The sequence below is a fragment of the Shinella sedimenti genome, assembly GCF_022601905.1.
GTDB classification, from domain to species: domain Bacteria; phylum Pseudomonadota; class Alphaproteobacteria; order Rhizobiales; family Rhizobiaceae; genus Shinella; species Shinella sedimenti.
The window spans coordinates 131,752-148,174 of record NZ_JAKVIN010000003.1; the positions used below are offsets into that span (position 1 = coordinate 131,752).

The 16,423-nt window shown below is 62.1% G+C and carries 17 protein-coding genes and 1 pseudogene; 8 read left to right on the forward strand and 10 right to left on the reverse strand.

Translation table 11 applies throughout. The features are described from left to right. Window positions 1–5: 5 nt before the first annotated feature. A complete protein-coding gene (locus MKI86_RS08005) occupies window positions 6–698 on the reverse strand; it encodes a glutathione S-transferase family protein (protein ID WP_241599652.1) in 693 nt (230 codons plus the stop codon). A gap of 189 nt (window positions 699–887) precedes the next feature. Here MKI86_RS08005 and MKI86_RS08010 point away from each other — a divergent pair, with 189 nt between their 5' ends. Further along, on the forward strand, window positions 888–1,694 hold the full coding sequence (locus MKI86_RS08010) for an undecaprenyl-diphosphate phosphatase (protein WP_241599654.1): 807 nt from the start codon (window positions 888–890) through the stop codon (window positions 1,692–1,694). 39 nt (window positions 1,695–1,733) lie between these two features. On the opposite strand, the gene MKI86_RS08015 is transcribed toward MKI86_RS08010, so the two are convergent. From MKI86_RS08015 to dnaN, 7 genes are all read right to left on the reverse strand, one after another. Continuing rightward, window positions 1,734–1,883 carry a hypothetical protein gene (locus MKI86_RS08015; RefSeq protein ID WP_241599656.1) on the reverse strand — a complete coding sequence of 50 codons (150 nt, stop codon included), beginning with the start codon at window positions 1,881–1,883 and terminating at the stop codon, window positions 1,734–1,736. Between the two features lie 252 nt (window positions 1,884–2,135). Further along, the gene (locus MKI86_RS08020; protein WP_241599658.1) at window positions 2,136–3,116 is read right to left on the reverse strand and encodes a complex I NDUFA9 subunit family protein; all 981 of its coding nucleotides are present in this window, start codon (window positions 3,114–3,116) and stop codon (window positions 2,136–2,138) included. Window positions 3,117–3,236: 120 nt separating this feature from the next. Beyond that, window positions 3,237–3,524 (reverse strand): DUF1330 domain-containing protein, encoded by a 288-nt coding sequence (locus MKI86_RS08025; RefSeq protein WP_241599660.1) that lies wholly within the window; start codon window positions 3,522–3,524, stop codon window positions 3,237–3,239. A gap of 16 nt (window positions 3,525–3,540) precedes the next feature. Continuing rightward, a complete protein-coding gene (gene pyrF / locus MKI86_RS08030; RefSeq protein WP_241600658.1) occupies window positions 3,541–4,239 on the reverse strand; it encodes an orotidine-5'-phosphate decarboxylase in 699 nt (232 codons plus the stop codon). Window positions 4,240–4,241: 2 nt separating this feature from the next. Then, window positions 4,242–4,823 (reverse strand): histidine phosphatase family protein, encoded by a 582-nt coding sequence (locus MKI86_RS08035; protein ID WP_241599662.1) that lies wholly within the window; start codon window positions 4,821–4,823, stop codon window positions 4,242–4,244. Between the two features lie 10 nt (window positions 4,824–4,833). Then, window positions 4,834–5,436: a phospholipid N-methyltransferase PmtA gene (gene pmtA / locus MKI86_RS08040; RefSeq protein WP_241600660.1), complete on the reverse strand. Its 603-nt coding sequence runs from the start codon at window positions 5,434–5,436 to the stop codon at window positions 4,834–4,836. 207 nt (window positions 5,437–5,643) lie between these two features. After that, on the reverse strand, window positions 5,644–6,762 hold the full coding sequence (gene dnaN / locus MKI86_RS08045; protein ID WP_241599664.1) for a DNA polymerase III subunit beta: 1,119 nt from the start codon (window positions 6,760–6,762) through the stop codon (window positions 5,644–5,646). A 234-nt stretch (window positions 6,763–6,996) separates the two neighbouring features. Here dnaN and rsmI point away from each other — a divergent pair, with 234 nt between their 5' ends. The 7 genes and pseudogenes from rsmI to MKI86_RS08080 all read left to right on the forward strand — a co-directional run bounded on the left by rsmI (window position 6,997) and on the right by MKI86_RS08080 (window position 13,123). Further along, window positions 6,997–7,923, forward strand: coding sequence for a 16S rRNA (cytidine(1402)-2'-O)-methyltransferase (rsmI, locus tag MKI86_RS08050; protein ID WP_241599666.1), 927 nt, complete (start codon window positions 6,997–6,999; stop codon window positions 7,921–7,923). Then, window positions 7,913–8,281 carry a YraN family protein gene (locus MKI86_RS08055; RefSeq protein WP_241599668.1) on the forward strand — a complete coding sequence of 123 codons (369 nt, stop codon included), beginning with the start codon at window positions 7,913–7,915 and terminating at the stop codon, window positions 8,279–8,281. The genes rsmI and MKI86_RS08055 overlap by 11 nt, the downstream gene beginning before the upstream one ends. Before the next feature lie 144 nt (window positions 8,282–8,425). Then, window positions 8,426–9,499 (forward strand): linear amide C-N hydrolase, encoded by a 1,074-nt coding sequence (locus tag MKI86_RS08060; protein ID WP_241599670.1) that lies wholly within the window; start codon window positions 8,426–8,428, stop codon window positions 9,497–9,499. A 94-nt stretch (window positions 9,500–9,593) separates the two neighbouring features. Next, on the forward strand, window positions 9,594–10,538 hold the full coding sequence (gene gshB / locus MKI86_RS08065) for a glutathione synthase (RefSeq protein WP_241599672.1): 945 nt from the start codon (window positions 9,594–9,596) through the stop codon (window positions 10,536–10,538). A 198-nt stretch (window positions 10,539–10,736) separates the two neighbouring features. Continuing rightward, window positions 10,737–11,387: pseudogene (locus tag MKI86_RS08070) on the forward strand (magnesium chelatase domain-containing protein); the annotation flags it as partial. 164 nt (window positions 11,388–11,551) lie between these two features. After that, entirely contained in the window at window positions 11,552–12,526 is a 975-nt protein-coding gene (locus tag MKI86_RS08075) for a hypothetical protein (RefSeq protein WP_241599674.1), read from the forward strand. Next, the gene (locus tag MKI86_RS08080; RefSeq protein ID WP_241599677.1) at window positions 12,527–13,123 is read left to right on the forward strand and encodes a hypothetical protein; all 597 of its coding nucleotides are present in this window, start codon (window positions 12,527–12,529) and stop codon (window positions 13,121–13,123) included. It begins immediately after the preceding gene. A 140-nt stretch (window positions 13,124–13,263) separates the two neighbouring features. Here MKI86_RS08080 and MKI86_RS08085 read toward each other — a convergent pair whose 3' ends face one another. Both MKI86_RS08085 and MKI86_RS08090 read right to left on the reverse strand, forming a co-directional pair. After that, entirely contained in the window at window positions 13,264–15,744 is a 2,481-nt protein-coding gene (locus MKI86_RS08085) for a hypothetical protein (protein WP_241599679.1), read from the reverse strand. Between the two features lie 14 nt (window positions 15,745–15,758). After that, window positions 15,759–16,280, reverse strand: a complete 522-nt coding sequence (locus MKI86_RS08090; protein WP_241599681.1) for a virion core protein, T7 gp14 family — start codon at window positions 16,278–16,280, stop codon at window positions 15,759–15,761. Window positions 16,281–16,423: the final 143 nt, after the last annotated feature.

Sequence of the window (16,423 nt, forward strand, 5' to 3'; positions counted from 1 at the left end):
GGTCCTCAGAAATCCAGGTCCGCGTAGTGCGAGACCGGGGTGACACCGCGCACGCGCTCGGCCAGCAGCGGCCGGAAGGAGGGGCGCGATTTCAGCCGCTGATACCAGTCCTTGGCCTGCGGCGCGTCTGCCCAGTTGATCTCGCCCATATAGTCGAGCACCGAAAGACAGGCCGCGGCGGCCAAATCAGCATAGGAGAGGCGATCGCCGGCAAGATAGGTGCGCGAGCCGGCCAGCCAGGACAGATATTTCATGTGCTGGCGGATATTGGCGCGCGAGTTGCGCAGGATCTTGCTGTCCGGCGGCCCGCCGCCCTGGTCGGACGTCATCTGGAGCTTGAAGATACGCTCGCGCACGAGGGGACGGGTGACGTCCTGCTCCATCTTCTGCAGGAACCATTCCGTGAGGCGGCGGATTTCCGCGCGCTGGAAGGGATCTTCCGCCAGCAGGCGACGGTCGCGCTTCAGAACGCCATGGGTCTCGTCGAGATATTCCGAGATGATGCTGGCGCCACAGAGCGCGCGCATGCTGTCATCCACATAGACGGGAAGCGTGCCGGCCGGATTGAGCGCCAGGAAGTCGCGCCGGTTCTCCCAGGGCTGTTCCTCGGCAAGCTCCGTCTGGAACCCGTATTCCGCAAGGATGAGGCGGACGAAGCGGGAGGCGGCAGACATCGGGTGATGATAGAGTGTTGGCATGAACGCGGCTTTTACTCATCGTGCGGAAAGGAATATGCCGGACCCGCCGACTCATGCGGAACTGATTTGGCCACGGCTGATTTGACGAACCTATAGAAATTTGGTGGTACAAACACAAGCGAATCGGGCCTCGTGCTGCACGCCCGCTTTCGCTTCTCGCCTTTCCTCCCAAAGACTCAAGGAAGTTTCATGGCAGACCAGTCCATCGTCAGCGCCCTCATCCTCGGCCTCATCGAGGGCCTGACCGAATTCATCCCGGTGTCTTCGACCGCCCATATCCTGCTCGCCGGACATTTTCTCGGCTTCAAGTCGCCGGGCAACACCTTCGCCGTGCTCATCCAGCTCGGTGCGATCCTCGCGATCCTTTCCGTCTACGCGGCAAAGCTCTGGAAGGTCGCCGTCGCGCTGCCGTCGAGCCCCGAGGCGCGGCGCTTCGTCATCAGCGTCCTCGTGGCCTTCCTGCCGGCGGTCGTCATCGGCATGGTCGCGCATGATTTCATCAAGACGGTGCTGTTCGAAACGCCCATGCTGATCTGCGTGGTGCTGATCGTCGGCGGCATCATCCTCTATGTCATCGACCGCATGCCGCTTCAGCCCCGCTATACGGATGCGATGAAGTATCCGCCGTCGCTCGCCTTCAAGATCGGCCTTTGCCAGTGCCTGGCCATGATCCCCGGCACCTCGCGCTCGGGCGCCACCATTGCCGGAGCGCTGCTCATGGGCACGGACAAGCGCTCGGCCGCGGAATTCTCGTTCTTCCTGGCAATGCCCACCATGCTCGGCGCCTTCACGCTCGACCTCTACAAGAACCGGGACGCGCTGTCCTCCGACGACATCCTGATCATCGGTGTCGGCTTCATCGCCGCCTTCTTCGCCGGTCTCTTCGTCGTCCGCTCGCTGCTCGACTTCGTGTCACGCCGCGGCTTCACGATCTTCGCCATCTGGCGGATCATCGTGGGAACGCTGGGCCTGATCGCCCTTCTGATCTGGGGTTGAAAGACCGGCTTCGGCCGGTCGCTCCAGACTGGCCGGAGCTTACTTGACCGACGCGGTCGTGCAGGGATCGACGCCATAAGCCGGCGTGCAGCCGTGCTTGCCGGCGGAAACCGTCGAGGGGGCGGCAAAGGATCCGGCCACGATGATCAGAGCCGAAAATCCGAAGAAGATTGCAATTGCCTTGCCCATTTGCGCCGAAAGCCTCTCGAGGTGCTGAAATACGCCGCACGCTGCTTTCCTGCAGGACGCGACGGGGGCGGTGTTTATTCTCTGACCCTCACACAAGCAATATCGCGACATGCTGAATCCCGCGTAAATGCCGCAACGCTTTTTTTAACCGCTGCATAAGTGCAACAGCCGCCGCAAAACCCCCTGCGAGAAACGAAACGGCCGCCGCGCGAGACCTCGCACGGCGGCCGTTTTCATGCGGGAAAGGCAGGTTCAGGCGGTGCGGTCGAGGCGCGTGAACTGGCCCTGCTGGCGATAGCGGACGAGGTAGCTCGGCAGGATGGCTTCCACCAGCGCCGGCTCGATGCCGATGGCTTCCAGCGTGCGGCCCTCGCTGATGGCGGCCTGCGAGACGATGTTGTCGGCGCGCAGCAGCGTCACCTGGTCGGAGGTGAGCGGCGGCTTCACGAAGGGCACCAGCGAGGCGATGGAGCCGATCAGCGACGCGATGCCGAAGGGAAGCGAGACGAAGGGGTTCTTGCGGTCCGTCACGCGCAGCATGGTCTCGAGACACTGGCGGAAGGTCAGGACCTCCGGGCCGCCGAGTTCATAGACGCGGCCGCGGGCGATCGTGCCGTCCACGGAGCGTGCGACGGCCTCGGCGACATCGGCGACATAGACCGGCTGGAGCTTCGTGTGGCCACCGCCGATCAAAGGCAGGACCGGCGAGAAGCGCGCCATGGTGGCGAACTTGTTGAAGAAGCCGTCCTCCGGACCGAAGACGATGGACGGGCGCAGGATGACGGCATCCGGAACCGCGCGCAGCACGGCAGCCTCGCCGCGCGCCTTGGTGCGGGAATAGCTGGAAGCGGATTTATCATCGGCGCCGATGGCGGAGATGTGGGTCAGCGTGGCACCGGCCGCCCGGGTGGCCTCGGCCACGGCGCGCGCGCCGAAATCCTGGACCGCGTCGAAGGTGTTGCGGCCGCTTTCCAGCAGCAGGCCGACGCAGTTCACGACATGGTCGGAGCCGGCAACGGCGCGATCGACCGAAAGCCGGTAGCGCAGGTTCGCCTGGACGAAGGAGATCTGGCCGACGCCGCCGATCGGCTGAAGGAAACCGGCGAGATCGGGACGGCGCACGGCGACGCGGATGCGGTAGCCGCGGCGTGCCAGCGCGCGCACCACATGACGCCCGACGAAGCCCGAGCCGCCGAAGACGGTGACGAGCGGCGGAAGGTTGGACAAGGTCATGAGGCTGCTCCTGAGGAATAGGATCGGTAGGTGAGGCCTACATAGCCCAAAGCATCGGCAAGGTGAAGCGTGGCGAAGCGTCTCGCGCGCCGGTTTTTCAGGCGTCGGCCCGCAGGATGCTCACACGCCCTCGACGACGACCATCTCTGCGTCGGCCACTTCCTGCCGGATGGCGGCGGCGACCTGGTACTCCGGCGAGTTGTAGCAGTCTATGGCCGCCTGGAGCGACGGGAACTCGATCACCACATTGCGAGCACGCACCTGGCCTTCCAGCCGCTCGAAAGCACCGCCGCGGGCCAGAAAGTTGGCGCCGTACTTCTGGAAGGCCGGCCTGGCGGCGGCGACATAATCCTTGTAGCGCTCGGCGTCGCGAACATCGACCCGTGCAATCCAGTAACCCTTCGCCATGGTTCTCTCCCTGTGGTTATGCTGTCAGCGCGCCGTCCATCTCGGCAAGGATTGCCCGCGCGGCGGCGAGCGGATCGGCGGCTTTGACGATGGGGCGGGCGACGACGAGATGGCTGGAGCCGGCCTTCAGGGCATCGGCCGGCGTCATCACGCGCTTCTGGTCGCCAAGCTCGGCACCGGCCGGGCGGATGCCCGGCGTGACGATGGCCATGTCGGGGCCGACGATCTTGCGCACGGCGCGCGCTTCCTCGGCGGAACAGACAACGCCGCCCATGCCGGCGACGCGAGCCTGTTCGGCGCGGCGCAGCACGAGCGTATGCGGATCGTATTCATAGCCGGCGTCGATGACGTCCTTGGCATCCATGGAGGTGAGCACGGTGACGCCCAGCAGACAGAGGTCAGAGCCTTTCGCCGCGGCGACAGCGGCCGCCATCGCCTTCGGATAGGCGTGCAGGGTGAGCATGGACATGCCCATCCTGACGATGTTCTCGACGCCTTTGGCCACCGTGTTGTCGATGTCGAGAAGCTTCATGTCGAGGAAGACCTTCTTGCCGTCCTTGGCAAGGTCGCGGGCGAATTCCAGGCCGCCGGCAAAGACCAGCTGGTAGCCGATCTTGTAGAAGAGGGCGGTATCGCCCAATGTCCGGACCACCTTTTCCGCCTCCGCGATGGTCGGTACATCGAGGCCAACGATCAGGCGGTCGCGCGCGGACATGGTCAAAACCCTTTCCAAGATTCCATTGCCGTCCAGTCGCATGTGACGGTGCGGTCCGCAAGACGGAAAGCGAAAAGATTGCCGCCGCCGGCGAGCTGGTCGCCGTCGCGCGCAATCGGCCTGCCCTGCAGGTGACATTTCAGCAGCGTGCCGACCCCGCCATGGCCGACGAAGGCGATGGGAACAGCGGGATCGTGCGCGGCAAGTATCCGTTCGATGGCGCCGACGATGCGCGCCTGCGCATCCACGGCGCGCTCCCAGCCTTTGAAACTCTCCTCAGGATGCGCAAAGAACCAGTTTGCGGCATCCTCGAAGGCATCGGGCGGCAGGAAGCCGGTGGCGGAACGGTCGTTCTCACCCATGGCGTGGTGCGTCTCGATCGTTACGCGCCCGGCGGAGAGGATTTCGGCCGTCTCGATGGCCTTGCGCTCGGTGCTTGCGGCAAAGCGGCCGATCTGCGCCGCCCAGCCGCAGGAGGCCGCAAGCCGCGCCCTCTCCAATCCACTTTCCGAAAGGCACCAGTCGGGCACCGGCACGGCCGGGTCGATGGCGACCTGCGGATGGGTGATGTAGACGGCGAACACCGGCAGCGCCCTAGTGGGTGCGGCGGTAGGTCCACAGCTGCGCCGGCGGGATGTTGCGCACGACGAAGTCGAGATGGCTGATCTGATAACGGTCCGGCATGGCGACGACGGGGGAAAGCGGCCCGTAGGAAATCTGCACGACCGGCCGGCCGACGGGGATGCGCGACAGGAGGTCCTCGATCAGCTCGACGCGGCGGTGCATGGGGAAATTGAGCAGCGGCACGGCGGAAATGACGCTGTCAAAGGTCGTGTCCTTGAGGTCGCCAAGCGTCTTGTCGAGATCGAAGGCATCGCCGTTGATGAAATTGACGCCGTGGAAGCGTTCGACGAGGTAATTGTAGAAGTCCGTCGAGAACTCAACGGAAACCAGCTTTTCCGGAGCGATGCCCGCGCCGAGGATCGCCTTGGTGATGACGCCGGTGCCCGGGCCGAGCTCAAGGACAGGCAGGCCGGAGGCGGTGGAAACGACGCTCGCCATCCGCCGGGCTGTCACGGAAGAGGTCGGGATGATCGCGCCGACCGCCTTGGTGTTGCTCACCCAGCCTTTGAAGAAACGGATTTCGTCGTCGAATTTCTTGCCGAAGCGTTCCTTCACCTTCATGCGCAGCGTCATATCGTTCCCCTTCATGGTTCATCCGCAAGCCGCTGGCGGGTTATGCCCCCTCGACTCATCGGCCCGGCGAATATGCGACGCGGTTTGCGTCAAAAACAAGTCTGATTGCGTCGCTATCAGGCGTTTCCGGGCAGGGCCCGGATAAAAAAGAAACCCGCCGGCAGGCAGCGGGTTCCGGAACGGTTTCCCAATGCCGCGCGAACAGTCCTAGACGCGCATCGGCATCAGAACATAGAGCGCGTCGTCGCCGGCGAGATCCCGCACGAGCGTCGGCGAGCCTGGATCGGCCAGCATGAACACGGCTTCCGAGCCCGACAGTTGCGCGGTGATGTCGAGCAGGTACTTCGCGTTGAAGCCGATTTCGAGCGGATCGTTGTCGTAGCCGACCGCCAGCTCTTCCGTCGCACTTCCCGAATCCGGGTTGTTGACGGTGAGCGTCAGCTGGCCCTCGGCCAGCGCCAGCTTCACGGCACGGCCGCGCTCCGACGAGATGGTGGAGACGCGGTCGACGGCCTGCGCGAAAGACTGGCAGTCGATCTTCAGTTCCTTGTCGTTGTTGGTCGGGATCACGCGCTGGTAATCCGGGAACGTGCCGTCGATCAGCTTGGAAGTCAGAACGATGGAGCCGATGGTGAAGCGGATCTTCGCATCGGACACCTCGACGGTGACCACGAGTTCGGGGTTGTCGACCAGCTTCTGCAACTCGCCGACCGTCTTGCGCGGGATGATGATGCCCGGCATGCCCTCGGAACCCGACGGCGCTTCCACATCGGCGCGGGCCAGGCGGTGACCGTCAGTGGCGACGGCGCGCAGCTTCAGCTGGCCGTCGCTCTCGATGGTATGGATGAAGATGCCGTTGAGGTAATAGCGGGTCTCCTCCGTCGAGATCGCGAACTGCGTGCGATCGATCAGCATCTTGAGATCCGTCGCCTTGAGGCGGAACGTGTGCGAGAAGCTGCCGGCGGTGAGATCGGGGAAATCGGACTGCGGCAAGCACTGCAGTGAGAACTTTGAACGGCCCGATGTGACCGACATGGAAGAGCCGTCCGCATTGGTGGCGAGCGCCACTTCCGAACCGTCCGAGAGCTTGCGCACGATGTCGTAGAGCAAATGGGCCGGAACGGTGGTGGCGCCGGCCTGGTCGACCTGCGCCGGCGTTGCCTCGGTGATCTCAAGGTCGAGGTCCGTCGCCTTCATGTCGAGGCTGGCGCCATCGCAGCGCAGCAGAACGTTCGAGAGGATCGGGATCGTGTTGCGCCGCTCGACCACGCGATGAACGTGGTTCAACGACTTCAGGAGATTGGACCGCTCGAGAGTAATGCGCATGAACTGTACCGCTTTCGACCGCTGGCACGCCGGAAACCGGCGCGGCATTGCCTTGAAACTCCGGCCAGGCCGGAAAGATGGGACGGGCAAAATGGCAGAATTTCGCGACGGATTGCAAGTGCTAACGGTGCGTGACACGCGATAGTCAACCGTCGTCTCTTGCGACTGTGCCGGCGCTCGCCCATAAGGAGTGAAATACGCGGCCGTTCACCCGGCCTGAAAGGCGAAGGATCGATGCGGGACGAAGGCGTGGCAGGCGGGTCGGGCGAAGGCGGCAGGACGTTCCGGCTGCACAATGCCGTGGTGCCCGCCCGGCCGCAGGAGCCGGCGCTCTATCTGGTCGCGACCCCCATCGGCAACCTCTCCGACATCACGCTGCGCGCGCTCGAAACGCTGGCCGGTGCCGATGTGCTCGCCTGTGAGGACACGCGCGTGACCCGTGTGCTGCTCGACCGTTACGGCATCGTCAACCGTCCCTATGCCTACCATGAATACAATGCCGACGAGGTCGGCCCGCGCCTGATCGCGGCGCTTGAGGCCGGCAAATCCGTGGCGCTGGTGTCGGATGCCGGCACGCCTCTGGTCTCCGATCCCGGCTATCGCCTGGCATTGCTCGCCATCGAAGCCGGCCATCGCGTCGTGCCGATCCCCGGTGCCTCGGCGCCGCTCGCCGCCCTTGTCGGCGCCGGTCTTCCGAACGATGCCTTCTTCTTCGCCGGTTTCCTGCCGTCGAAGGACAAGGCCCGGCGTGACCGGCTTGCCGAGCTTGCCGGCGTTCCCGCCACGCTTCTCTTCTTCGAATCGCCCCACCGCATTGCGGCCACGCTCGTGTCCGCCGCCGATGTGCTGGGGGACAGCCGGCCGGCCTGCGTCTGCCGTGAGCTGACAAAGACCTTCGAGGAATTCCGCCGCGGCACGTTGGGCGAGCTTGCCGCGCACTATGCGCAGGCGGGTGCAGTAAAGGGCGAGATCGTGCTGGTGATCGGCCCGCCGGGCGAGGCCGCCGCACCCGAGGCAGAGGATGTCGACCGGCTGCTCGCACAGCTCGTCAAGGACATGCCGGCCGGCAAGGCGGCGACCGAGGCGGCTCGCCAGACGGGCCTGCCGCGTCGCGATCTCTACCAGCGCCTGCTCGACCTGAAGGACGCCGATGCGCGATAGGCCGGCGGATCCGAACCGGCTCAAGGCCTTCCGCCGCGGGCATGTCTCGGAATATCTCGCCGCGCTCTATCTTCTCGCCAAGGGCTACCGCATCCGCGCCATGCGATACCGTACGAAGGCCGGAGAGATCGACATCATCGCCCGGCGCGGCGATCTGGTGGTCTGCGTGGAGGTCAAGGCGCGCCGCGATGTCGACAGCGCCGTCTTTGCGGTTACCGGCACGGCCCAGCGCCGCATTCGCGCGGCCAGCGAAATCTGGCTCTCCCGCCAGCCCGATGCCCACCGCATTTCCTTGCGTTACGACATCGTTGCGGTGCAGCCGTGGCGGCTTCCAAAACACCTCGCGGATGCGTTCTGATCAAGGCGAAAAACCGACACGAACTGTGACGCATCCGTCAGGGGTACGCCTTATAACAAGCTCAGCTCACGAGACGCCCGGGGGTTGCGCATTTGCAGCAGCGCGATAGCCTGTTTCCGCTTGAATGCCGAATGGGGAGAAACCATGCGAAACACGATCCTGTACAGGGCGAGAACCGCCGTCCTTGCGCTTGTCGCGTCTTGCATGGCGCTGGCGCCTGTGGCGGAGGCCTGCACCCGCCTCGTCTATCTCGGGCCCGACGACAACGTCATCACCGCCCGCTCGATGGACTGGAAGCTCGATGTCGCCACCAATCTCTGGGCATTCCCGCGGGGCATGAAGCGCAACGGCGAGGTCGGGCCGAACTCCCTGGAATGGACCTCCCGCTACGGCAGCGTCATCGCGACGGGCTATGATGTCTCGACCACGGACGGAATGAACGAGCGTGGTCTCGTGGCCAACGTGCTGTGGCTGGTGGAATCGGAATATCCGAAGCCGGAGCCCGGCAAGCCGGGCCTCACCATCGCGGCCTGGGCGCAATATGTGCTCGATAATTTTGCCACCGTCGCGGAAGCCGTCGACGCGCTGGAAAAAGAGCCTTTCATCCTCATTTCGGACAACGTGCCGGGCGAGACGCGGTTGACGACACTGCATCTGTCGATGTCCGATGCGTCCGGTGACAGCGCCATCATCGAGTATATCGGCGGCAAACAGGTCATTCATCATGACCGCACCTATCAGGTCATGACCAACTCGCCCGTCTTCGATCAGCAGCTGGCGCTCGATGCCTACTGGAAGCAGATCGGCGGCACGGTCATGCTGCCGGGTACCAACCGGGCGGCCGACCGCTTCGCCCGCGCCTCCTTCTATGTGAACGCCATTCCGAAGGCCGAGGATCCGAACCGCGCGCTGGCCAGCGTGTTCAGCGTCATCCGCAACGTGTCCGTTCCCTTCGGCATCACCACGCCGGAAGAGCCCAACATTTCTTCGACCCGCTGGCGGACGGTCGCCGATCACAGGCGCGGTCTCTATTTCTTCGAGTCCGCCGTCACGCCCAACACGTTCTGGGTCGATCTTCGCAAGATCGATTTCACGCCGCAGACGGGCAAGGTGCTGAAGCTCGATCTCGGCACGGATCAGGACCATACCTATTCCGGCGACGCCACCGCGGACTTCGTCCCGTCGGAGCCGTTCCGTTTCCTCGGCGTGGAGCCTTGATCTTATTCTTTTGGCGCGGATTTCGCCTCCGGCCGGCGTTGTCTTCGCGCCCGCGGCGTCCTAAATGTGTGCGGCATTTCTGAGGGGACTTTTCATGGCTAAGATCAAGAACGTCGCGGTCCAGATGGACCATGTGTCGACCATCAGCATCGCCGGCGATTCCACCTTCGCCATGAGCCTCGAGGCGCAGGCCCGTGGCTACAAGCTCTTCCATTACACGCCAGAACGGCTGAGCCTGCGTGACGGCAAGGTCTATGCGAGCGTCGAGCCGATGGAGCTGCGCGACGTGAAGGGCGACCATTATACGCTGGGCGAGGCCGAGCGCGTCGATCTCGCCACCATGGATGTGGTGCTGCTGCGCCAGGACCCGCCCTTCGACATGGCCTACATCACCTCGACGCATCTGCTCGAGCGCATTCACCCGAAGACGCTTGTCGTCAACGATCCGGCCTGGGTGCGCAATTCGCCGGAGAAGATCTTCGTCACCGAATTCGCCGACCTGATGCCGAAGACCCTGATCACCCGCGATCCCGCCGAGATTCGCCGCTTCCGTGACGAGATGGGCGATATGATCCTCAAGCCGCTCTATGGCAATGGCGGCGCCGGCGTCTTCCATTCGACCAAGGACGACCGCAACCTGTCGTCGCTGCTCGAAATGTTCGGCCAGATGTTCCGCGAGCCCTTTATTGCCCAGCAATATCTTCCTGATGTCCGCAAGGGCGACAAGCGCATCATCCTCGTCGATGGCGAGCCGGTGGGTGCGATCAACCGCGTGCCGGCCGAGCATGATGCGCGCTCCAACATGCATGCCGGCGGCCGCCCGGAGCCGACGGAACTGACCGCGCGCGAAAAGGAAATCTGCGCCCGCATCGGCCCATCGCTGCGCGAACGCGGCTTCCTGCTCGTCGGTATCGATGTCATCGGCGACTACATGACCGAGATCAATGTCACCTCGCCGACGGGGCTGCGCGAGGTCAAGAAATTCGGCGGCGCCGACATCGCGGCCCTGCTTTGGGACGCCATCGAAAGCAAGCGCTGAGGCCGGCGGCGGGGCCTGCGGTTCGCCGTCGCCCCGCCTTTGTTCCGCCGATGCAACCGCCTGCAACCAAGGCGTGGATAATTCTCTCGCAAGTTCTATAATTGTTCTTGTTTCATTCCGCGTTCCGTGCCAGATTTGCAATTGCAACCCTGGGGCGGGTTGATGGTCCGTTTTCGGCTGAAGCGAGCGGGGGCAGTCATGGTAGCGCGTGTCGGGACAATAGCGTTTCAGGGTATCGAGGGCGTGCCTGTCGATGTGCAGGTGATGGTTGCGCCCGGCAAGGTGGGCATGCAGATCGTCGGTCTCGCCGACAAGGCCGTGGCGGAAAGCCGCGAGCGGGTTCAGGCCGCATTGCACGCCTCCGGTCTCTCGTTGCCGCCCAAGCGGGTCACGATCAATCTGGCGCCGGCCGACCTGCCCAAGGAGGGCAGCCATTACGACCTCGCCATTGCGCTGGGGCTGATGACGGCACTGGGTGCGGTGCCCGGCGATGCGCTGGATGACTATCTCGTCATCGGTGAACTCAATCTCGACGGCACGATCGCGCCGGTTGCCGGTGCGCTTCCGGCGGCCATGGCGGCCAACGCCTTGGGCAAGGGTCTGATCTGCCCGGCGGAAAACGGCGCGGAAGCGGCCTGGGCCGGCGGCGGCCTCGATATTCTGGCACCGCGCAGCCTCATTGCGCTCGCCAATCATTTCAAGGGAAGCCAGGTCCTGTCGCGACCGGCGCCGGCCATTCGCGCCGCCGCAACCGGCCTGCCCGATCTCGCTGATATCCGCGGGCAGGAAAGCGCCAAGCGCGCGCTGGAAGTGGCGGCGGCGGGCAACCACAATCTGCTCAAGTTAGGAACAAAAGACCCCCGGTTACGGCTTTCAGAGAAGTGCCCCTCTTGAGCTTGGTGAGTGGCGCCGCTTAATCGATCTGTTACTCATCCACTTATTCCGGCAAATTGAAGTTGCGACAGTAATACAACTCTGATGAATATGCGGGAATATACGTGTGAGGTGCTTCGATGAAAAATGACCGGCGGTCCTTCTATATTTACGACCTCGAGCTTGCCGCCCGGAAGGACGGTGCGAAGGTTTTGGCCTTTGATGAAGCGTTAGCAGTCTGGGAAAAAATGTGGAAAGCGGGGCGCACGTACCCACTTAACAACGATAAAGCGACGCTCTTGATAGGAGACGTCGTGAAAGATGAACAAGAGGGACATGTCGCTATCCTGTTGCGCCTTTCTGACACGGCCGCGCCGAATAGCGTCTATTCCGATCCCGCGAATGGCGGTTATGTTGAGCACGAGAAGAACGGAACAGTCGGTGCGGACTTCGCTTGCCATGTTCTGATTTCGATTGCAGCGGAGAAGGCTCAACCAAACGTTTACACGTGCGCTATCGAACGCGTGCCCGGCATCACAGCAGGACTAATTCAGCGTATTCTGAGCAAATTCTTGAATTACGAGTATAACGAGAACAAGGAATTTTATTCGTATCCTGCGCCGGGCGGTGGGCTGAATAAGGATAACAAGCCTCGGATGGATAGATGTTGCCCTCATGTCGAACTCAGGGGGCGTCCGTCAGCGTCAATGATTAAGGACATTAACGATGGAAGGTTGACTGGTATCAGTCTGGTTCGCAGCGAGCCCATAACGCCAATCGCCGGTGCGCCATTCCTTAGAAAATCTCATACAGAATTGAAGCTCAATATTGATCACGGAAACTTGCCTGCTCAGGTTTGGAACTCTATTGAACAGGCAATAAAGGCTAATTCAGGAAACTACGGCATTGCTAAGGTGTCGTATAAGAGGCCGGGAGCAAGTAGGTTTGTCACGGTTGAATTGAACTCTGCGACTGGACAGCCCTTGAACGACCTCTATGTTGAAAGTTTCGAGATCGGGCCGATATTTCCCCCGCTTGCCCATTCTTCGAAGGGCGTAGTAGCGCGGCTTTGCGACCCCGCTATCGTCCAATTCAAGCAACACAGGGCTATATAGATGTTGCGCGAACTTCTCTATGAATTGACGCGGGGGTTCGCGTATCGTCAGATAAAGCATCCTGAGATGCGGAAGTATACAACATGGCTTCCGATTTTTGTTTACTCTATAATTGCTTTTGTGTATTTAGGGCTCGGTCTCGACTTTAGATGGTTAGGGAGTAACGGCGTTTTCGACAAGCTGCAAACCATTTTATCGACTCTTCCCGGATTTTATTTCGCGGGACTAGCTGCGGTTGCAACGTTTGGAGGGGCGGGGATGGATAATAAGATGCCGGACCCAACGCCTTTGGTTAATATAAGAGTGCGCGGTAAGAGTATTTCTCACCCTTTGACCCGTAGGCAGTTCCTGTCGTACTTATTCTCCTATCTTGTTATTTTATCGCTCCTGCTATGTCTATTACTCCTTTGTATCAATGCTATGGCGTCCGTGATTCCGAATTTGGAAAAATACTTTGAGGCGATGCCGAACGGCCCATACATTTGGTGGCTCTTGGAGTTTTTGGTCGGCTCTGGCCTTCTTCTCGGCTTTAGCTCGATGTTGATAACGACCCTCCATGGCATATTCTTTTTGACAGAACGTATGCACCAGCCCTGACGTCGCCTGTGGAAGTTCAGGCCCATCCGAATGTGGTAAGCCAGCCAGTATGCGGCCACTGTGGCGCCACCCGCCGTCGCTAGCTCGTTCACGAGCGACTGTGAGGCCCCGCAAGTTTCCCTGCGAGGCCCCATTCGCACCTACTTTCCGATGACCATGGTGTCGCCCACCTTCACGCTCGGAACCAACGAGCGGAGGAAGGACAAGACCGCATGATGCCGGTCCTTATGGTCTTGTCTGAACTCGCGCACCATCTTCTGCTCGTCTGCCCGCTTCTTCTCGGCCCGTTCGGTAACCGTTAGGTCTCTGATAACGCGCTCCGTGAAGTTGGCCCTAAGCTTCTCCGCAACAGATTTGTTGAGGCGAGACGGGCGCTTTGCTGCGCGGGCCTCCCATTTCTCGACCGATGCCCGCTCGCGCCTGAGGTCGTCCTGATAGGCGGCGAAGGCTTCCCCGCGCTCCACCTCCTTCTCGCTGCGGAGCTTGGTGGCGATCTCCTCACGTTCGCGGTTCTTCCGATCGGTCATAACTGCAAGGTCCTTCGGCAGAATGAAGAAACCTGTCCCACCTCTTTGCTTGGACCAAACCTCCCATTTGGTCTCCCCCGATACTGGCTGGACATAGAGGTCGGAAGGATCGTTCTCATCCAAACCATGACGCTTGGCGATCATCGGGGAAAGCTCGGCAAGCCGTTCCTCCATAAGCTGCGGGAAGTCGTCCGGGAGGTCGCGGTGCTCTTCAACCAGAACGCCGTTGACGGCGACGGTGCTGTCCCTAAGCTTCTTCGGCAGGTTTGCCTTGATGTCAGCCAACGTCATGTTTTCGCCCTCGGCCATGCCGCGCACCATGCGAGTAATGAGCGCCCAGTCGGACCCACGAGCATCAAGGTCTAACTCTTTCACCATGTCGTCCACGATGGCGGTTTCGTCTGCGGGCCTCAGCGCGCGCGCCGTCACTCTTTCCCACGGCTGCTTACCACCCCACGCGGCCACGGTTCGGATAGCCTCCTCGGGCGGCTTGCGGCCCTCCGTGACGAGGCGATCATAATAGTCAAGCATGGCCCGGCTGTCGTCATCAGACAGGAAAGTGCGGACATATGCAGAGTTCCCGGCCTTGAGGCGGCGATAGAGTTCCGCACTTTTGACATAGTGCGCTGATACCTGCCCGCCCTGAAGGATCGTATCGGCGGCAGCACCGGCAGCGAAACCGTTCAGGAGGCTGTCCCATTCGGCATTCGTGACGCGGGCGGCTGCGTACCAGTCGAGCTTCTTTGCATCGAGCGCCTTATCCGCATCCTGTTCCGAGACGCCTTTGCCCAGCATGTCATCGCGTTCCCGCCGCCAATCCGCCTCCCGAGCGGCCACCTCATCTTTCACCTGCTGCTCCACGGTATATGTGGTGGTGCCGGTGCCACTCGCGTTCGGGAGTTCCATATCCCGGAGCCGGGAACGCCCGCCGTGACGGCTTAGGATGCCGCCCACTTGGGCCCTGACCTCGTTCTTCCGGGAAACGGCTTCACGCCGCGCTGCCGCTTTCTCCTCCTCACGCGTTCGCTGGACTTCAAGTACCCGGAGGCGGGTGTCACTCTCGACCACCTGTTTATTGAGCCAGTCGTCACTTACGCGACCCCGGAAAGGTTTTGCGGCCTCTTCCGTGAAACGCCCTTCCTGCACCATGGCTTCAATCGATCTCTGCCCGTTGAGGTCGTCTTTCGTCCACTCCTCGTCCCGAAGGTTCTCCGCCGCCCGAATGAGCTTGAGAGCCGTGCTGGCCCACTTCTGCGTCGAAGCAATGGAGGGAACGATGCGACCATCCTCGCCCACTCTATCGGCTTCTAGGAGTGCCTTCACGATGTCCGGTCTGCCCCGGTTTGAGTATTCCTCTGCGACGGAGATAACGGTCTCGTTCTGCTCCTGCCCTGACAGGTCAAGGAATGCGCGGTTCGCTGCGGACTTCCCGAAGATGATCCTAGCGGCCTCTTCCGGGGTTTTGCCGTGAAGGTTGATCGCGTCGTCAATGGAATTGCGGAAACCGCCCACGATGGTGGTGGCGACCTCCTGCTTGACGTTGGCGATCTTCTCCTCGACGTCCTTCTCCATCCATGCCCGCCCGAAGTCGGCAGACAGGCGGTAGAGATGGCCACGCGAAACCTCGGAAGGGAGGTCGGCGGCAATACCCTGCCGGATGCGCTCAAACTCCGCATGGGCGTCTCCGGTGGAGCGGTTGAATTCCGTATTGTAGAACTCTGTCCATCTGGTGCGGAGATCGTCATTGGCCCGCTCGGCAAGAAGAAGCTCGGCCGCGTCCTGCTGAACCCGCTTTCCGTCAAGGCTCCCGCTCTTGATCTCCGCGACAAGCTGCTCCCGGTTCATCTGCTGGAGACGGGCGACCTGTTCCTTGTTGGCGCGGGTGGTGGGGTCGTTCTTCTCCTCTTCAATCGTCTTGGCGAAGTTCATAAGTGCCGGGTTCAGCGCCGCCAGCGCCTCGCCTAGACGCTGAGAATTGGCCCCGACCTCGCGTTGCTGCGGGCGGACGAATGTGGAACCGGGGATGCCGGTGGGCTGGATTGCGGTCTGCTTGATTGGTTGAATTTGGGCACGCGTGCCGAAGAGTCCAGCCATGCGGCGGAGTCCTTTCACTTCTTCTTGGGGCGGTTGGAATAAGCGTTCAGGCCGGAGCCGAATGCATTGAGGACGTAGGGCATCATGCTCGGCTTCTCCGGGATCGGCACCGAGTTGATCTGGTTCTGCCCCCCGGCTTCTGCCGCCTTCATTTCGCCCGTCAGGTAGTCCCGGCTCATCCGGGCGTTGACATCCAGCGCGGCGTCATTGCGCCCCTGCTGTGCGTAGATATCCCGGAGTACGGCATCCACGGAGAGGCCCGACACGCCGCCCTGTCCCGCCGCCACTTCGACAGTGGAAGCCGCCTTGGCGGTCTCGATGTTGGTCTCTAGCTGCTGCTGGTTGCGCGCCATGTCTTCCTGCTGCGCGCGAATGTTGATGTTGGCGTATTGGTTCTCAGCGGCGCGAGAAGCGTTGATGGCGTTCTGCCGCTGGACCTCCATCTGTGCCTCGTACTGGTCCTGCGCGGCGCTGTACTGGACAGCATTCTGCGCGATCCCGAGGCCGACGCCGAGGATGGATACAAAGTCACACATTGGCGTTGATCCTTTCCTTCCGGTTCTCGGCATAGACCTTCCACCGCTCCTTATGGGCGGCATAGTACCGGCGATTGGCGGTGGCTCTTTTCTCCGGGTATCGCTGACGGTAGCGGCGCTGTTCTTCTCGGCGGAGGCGACGC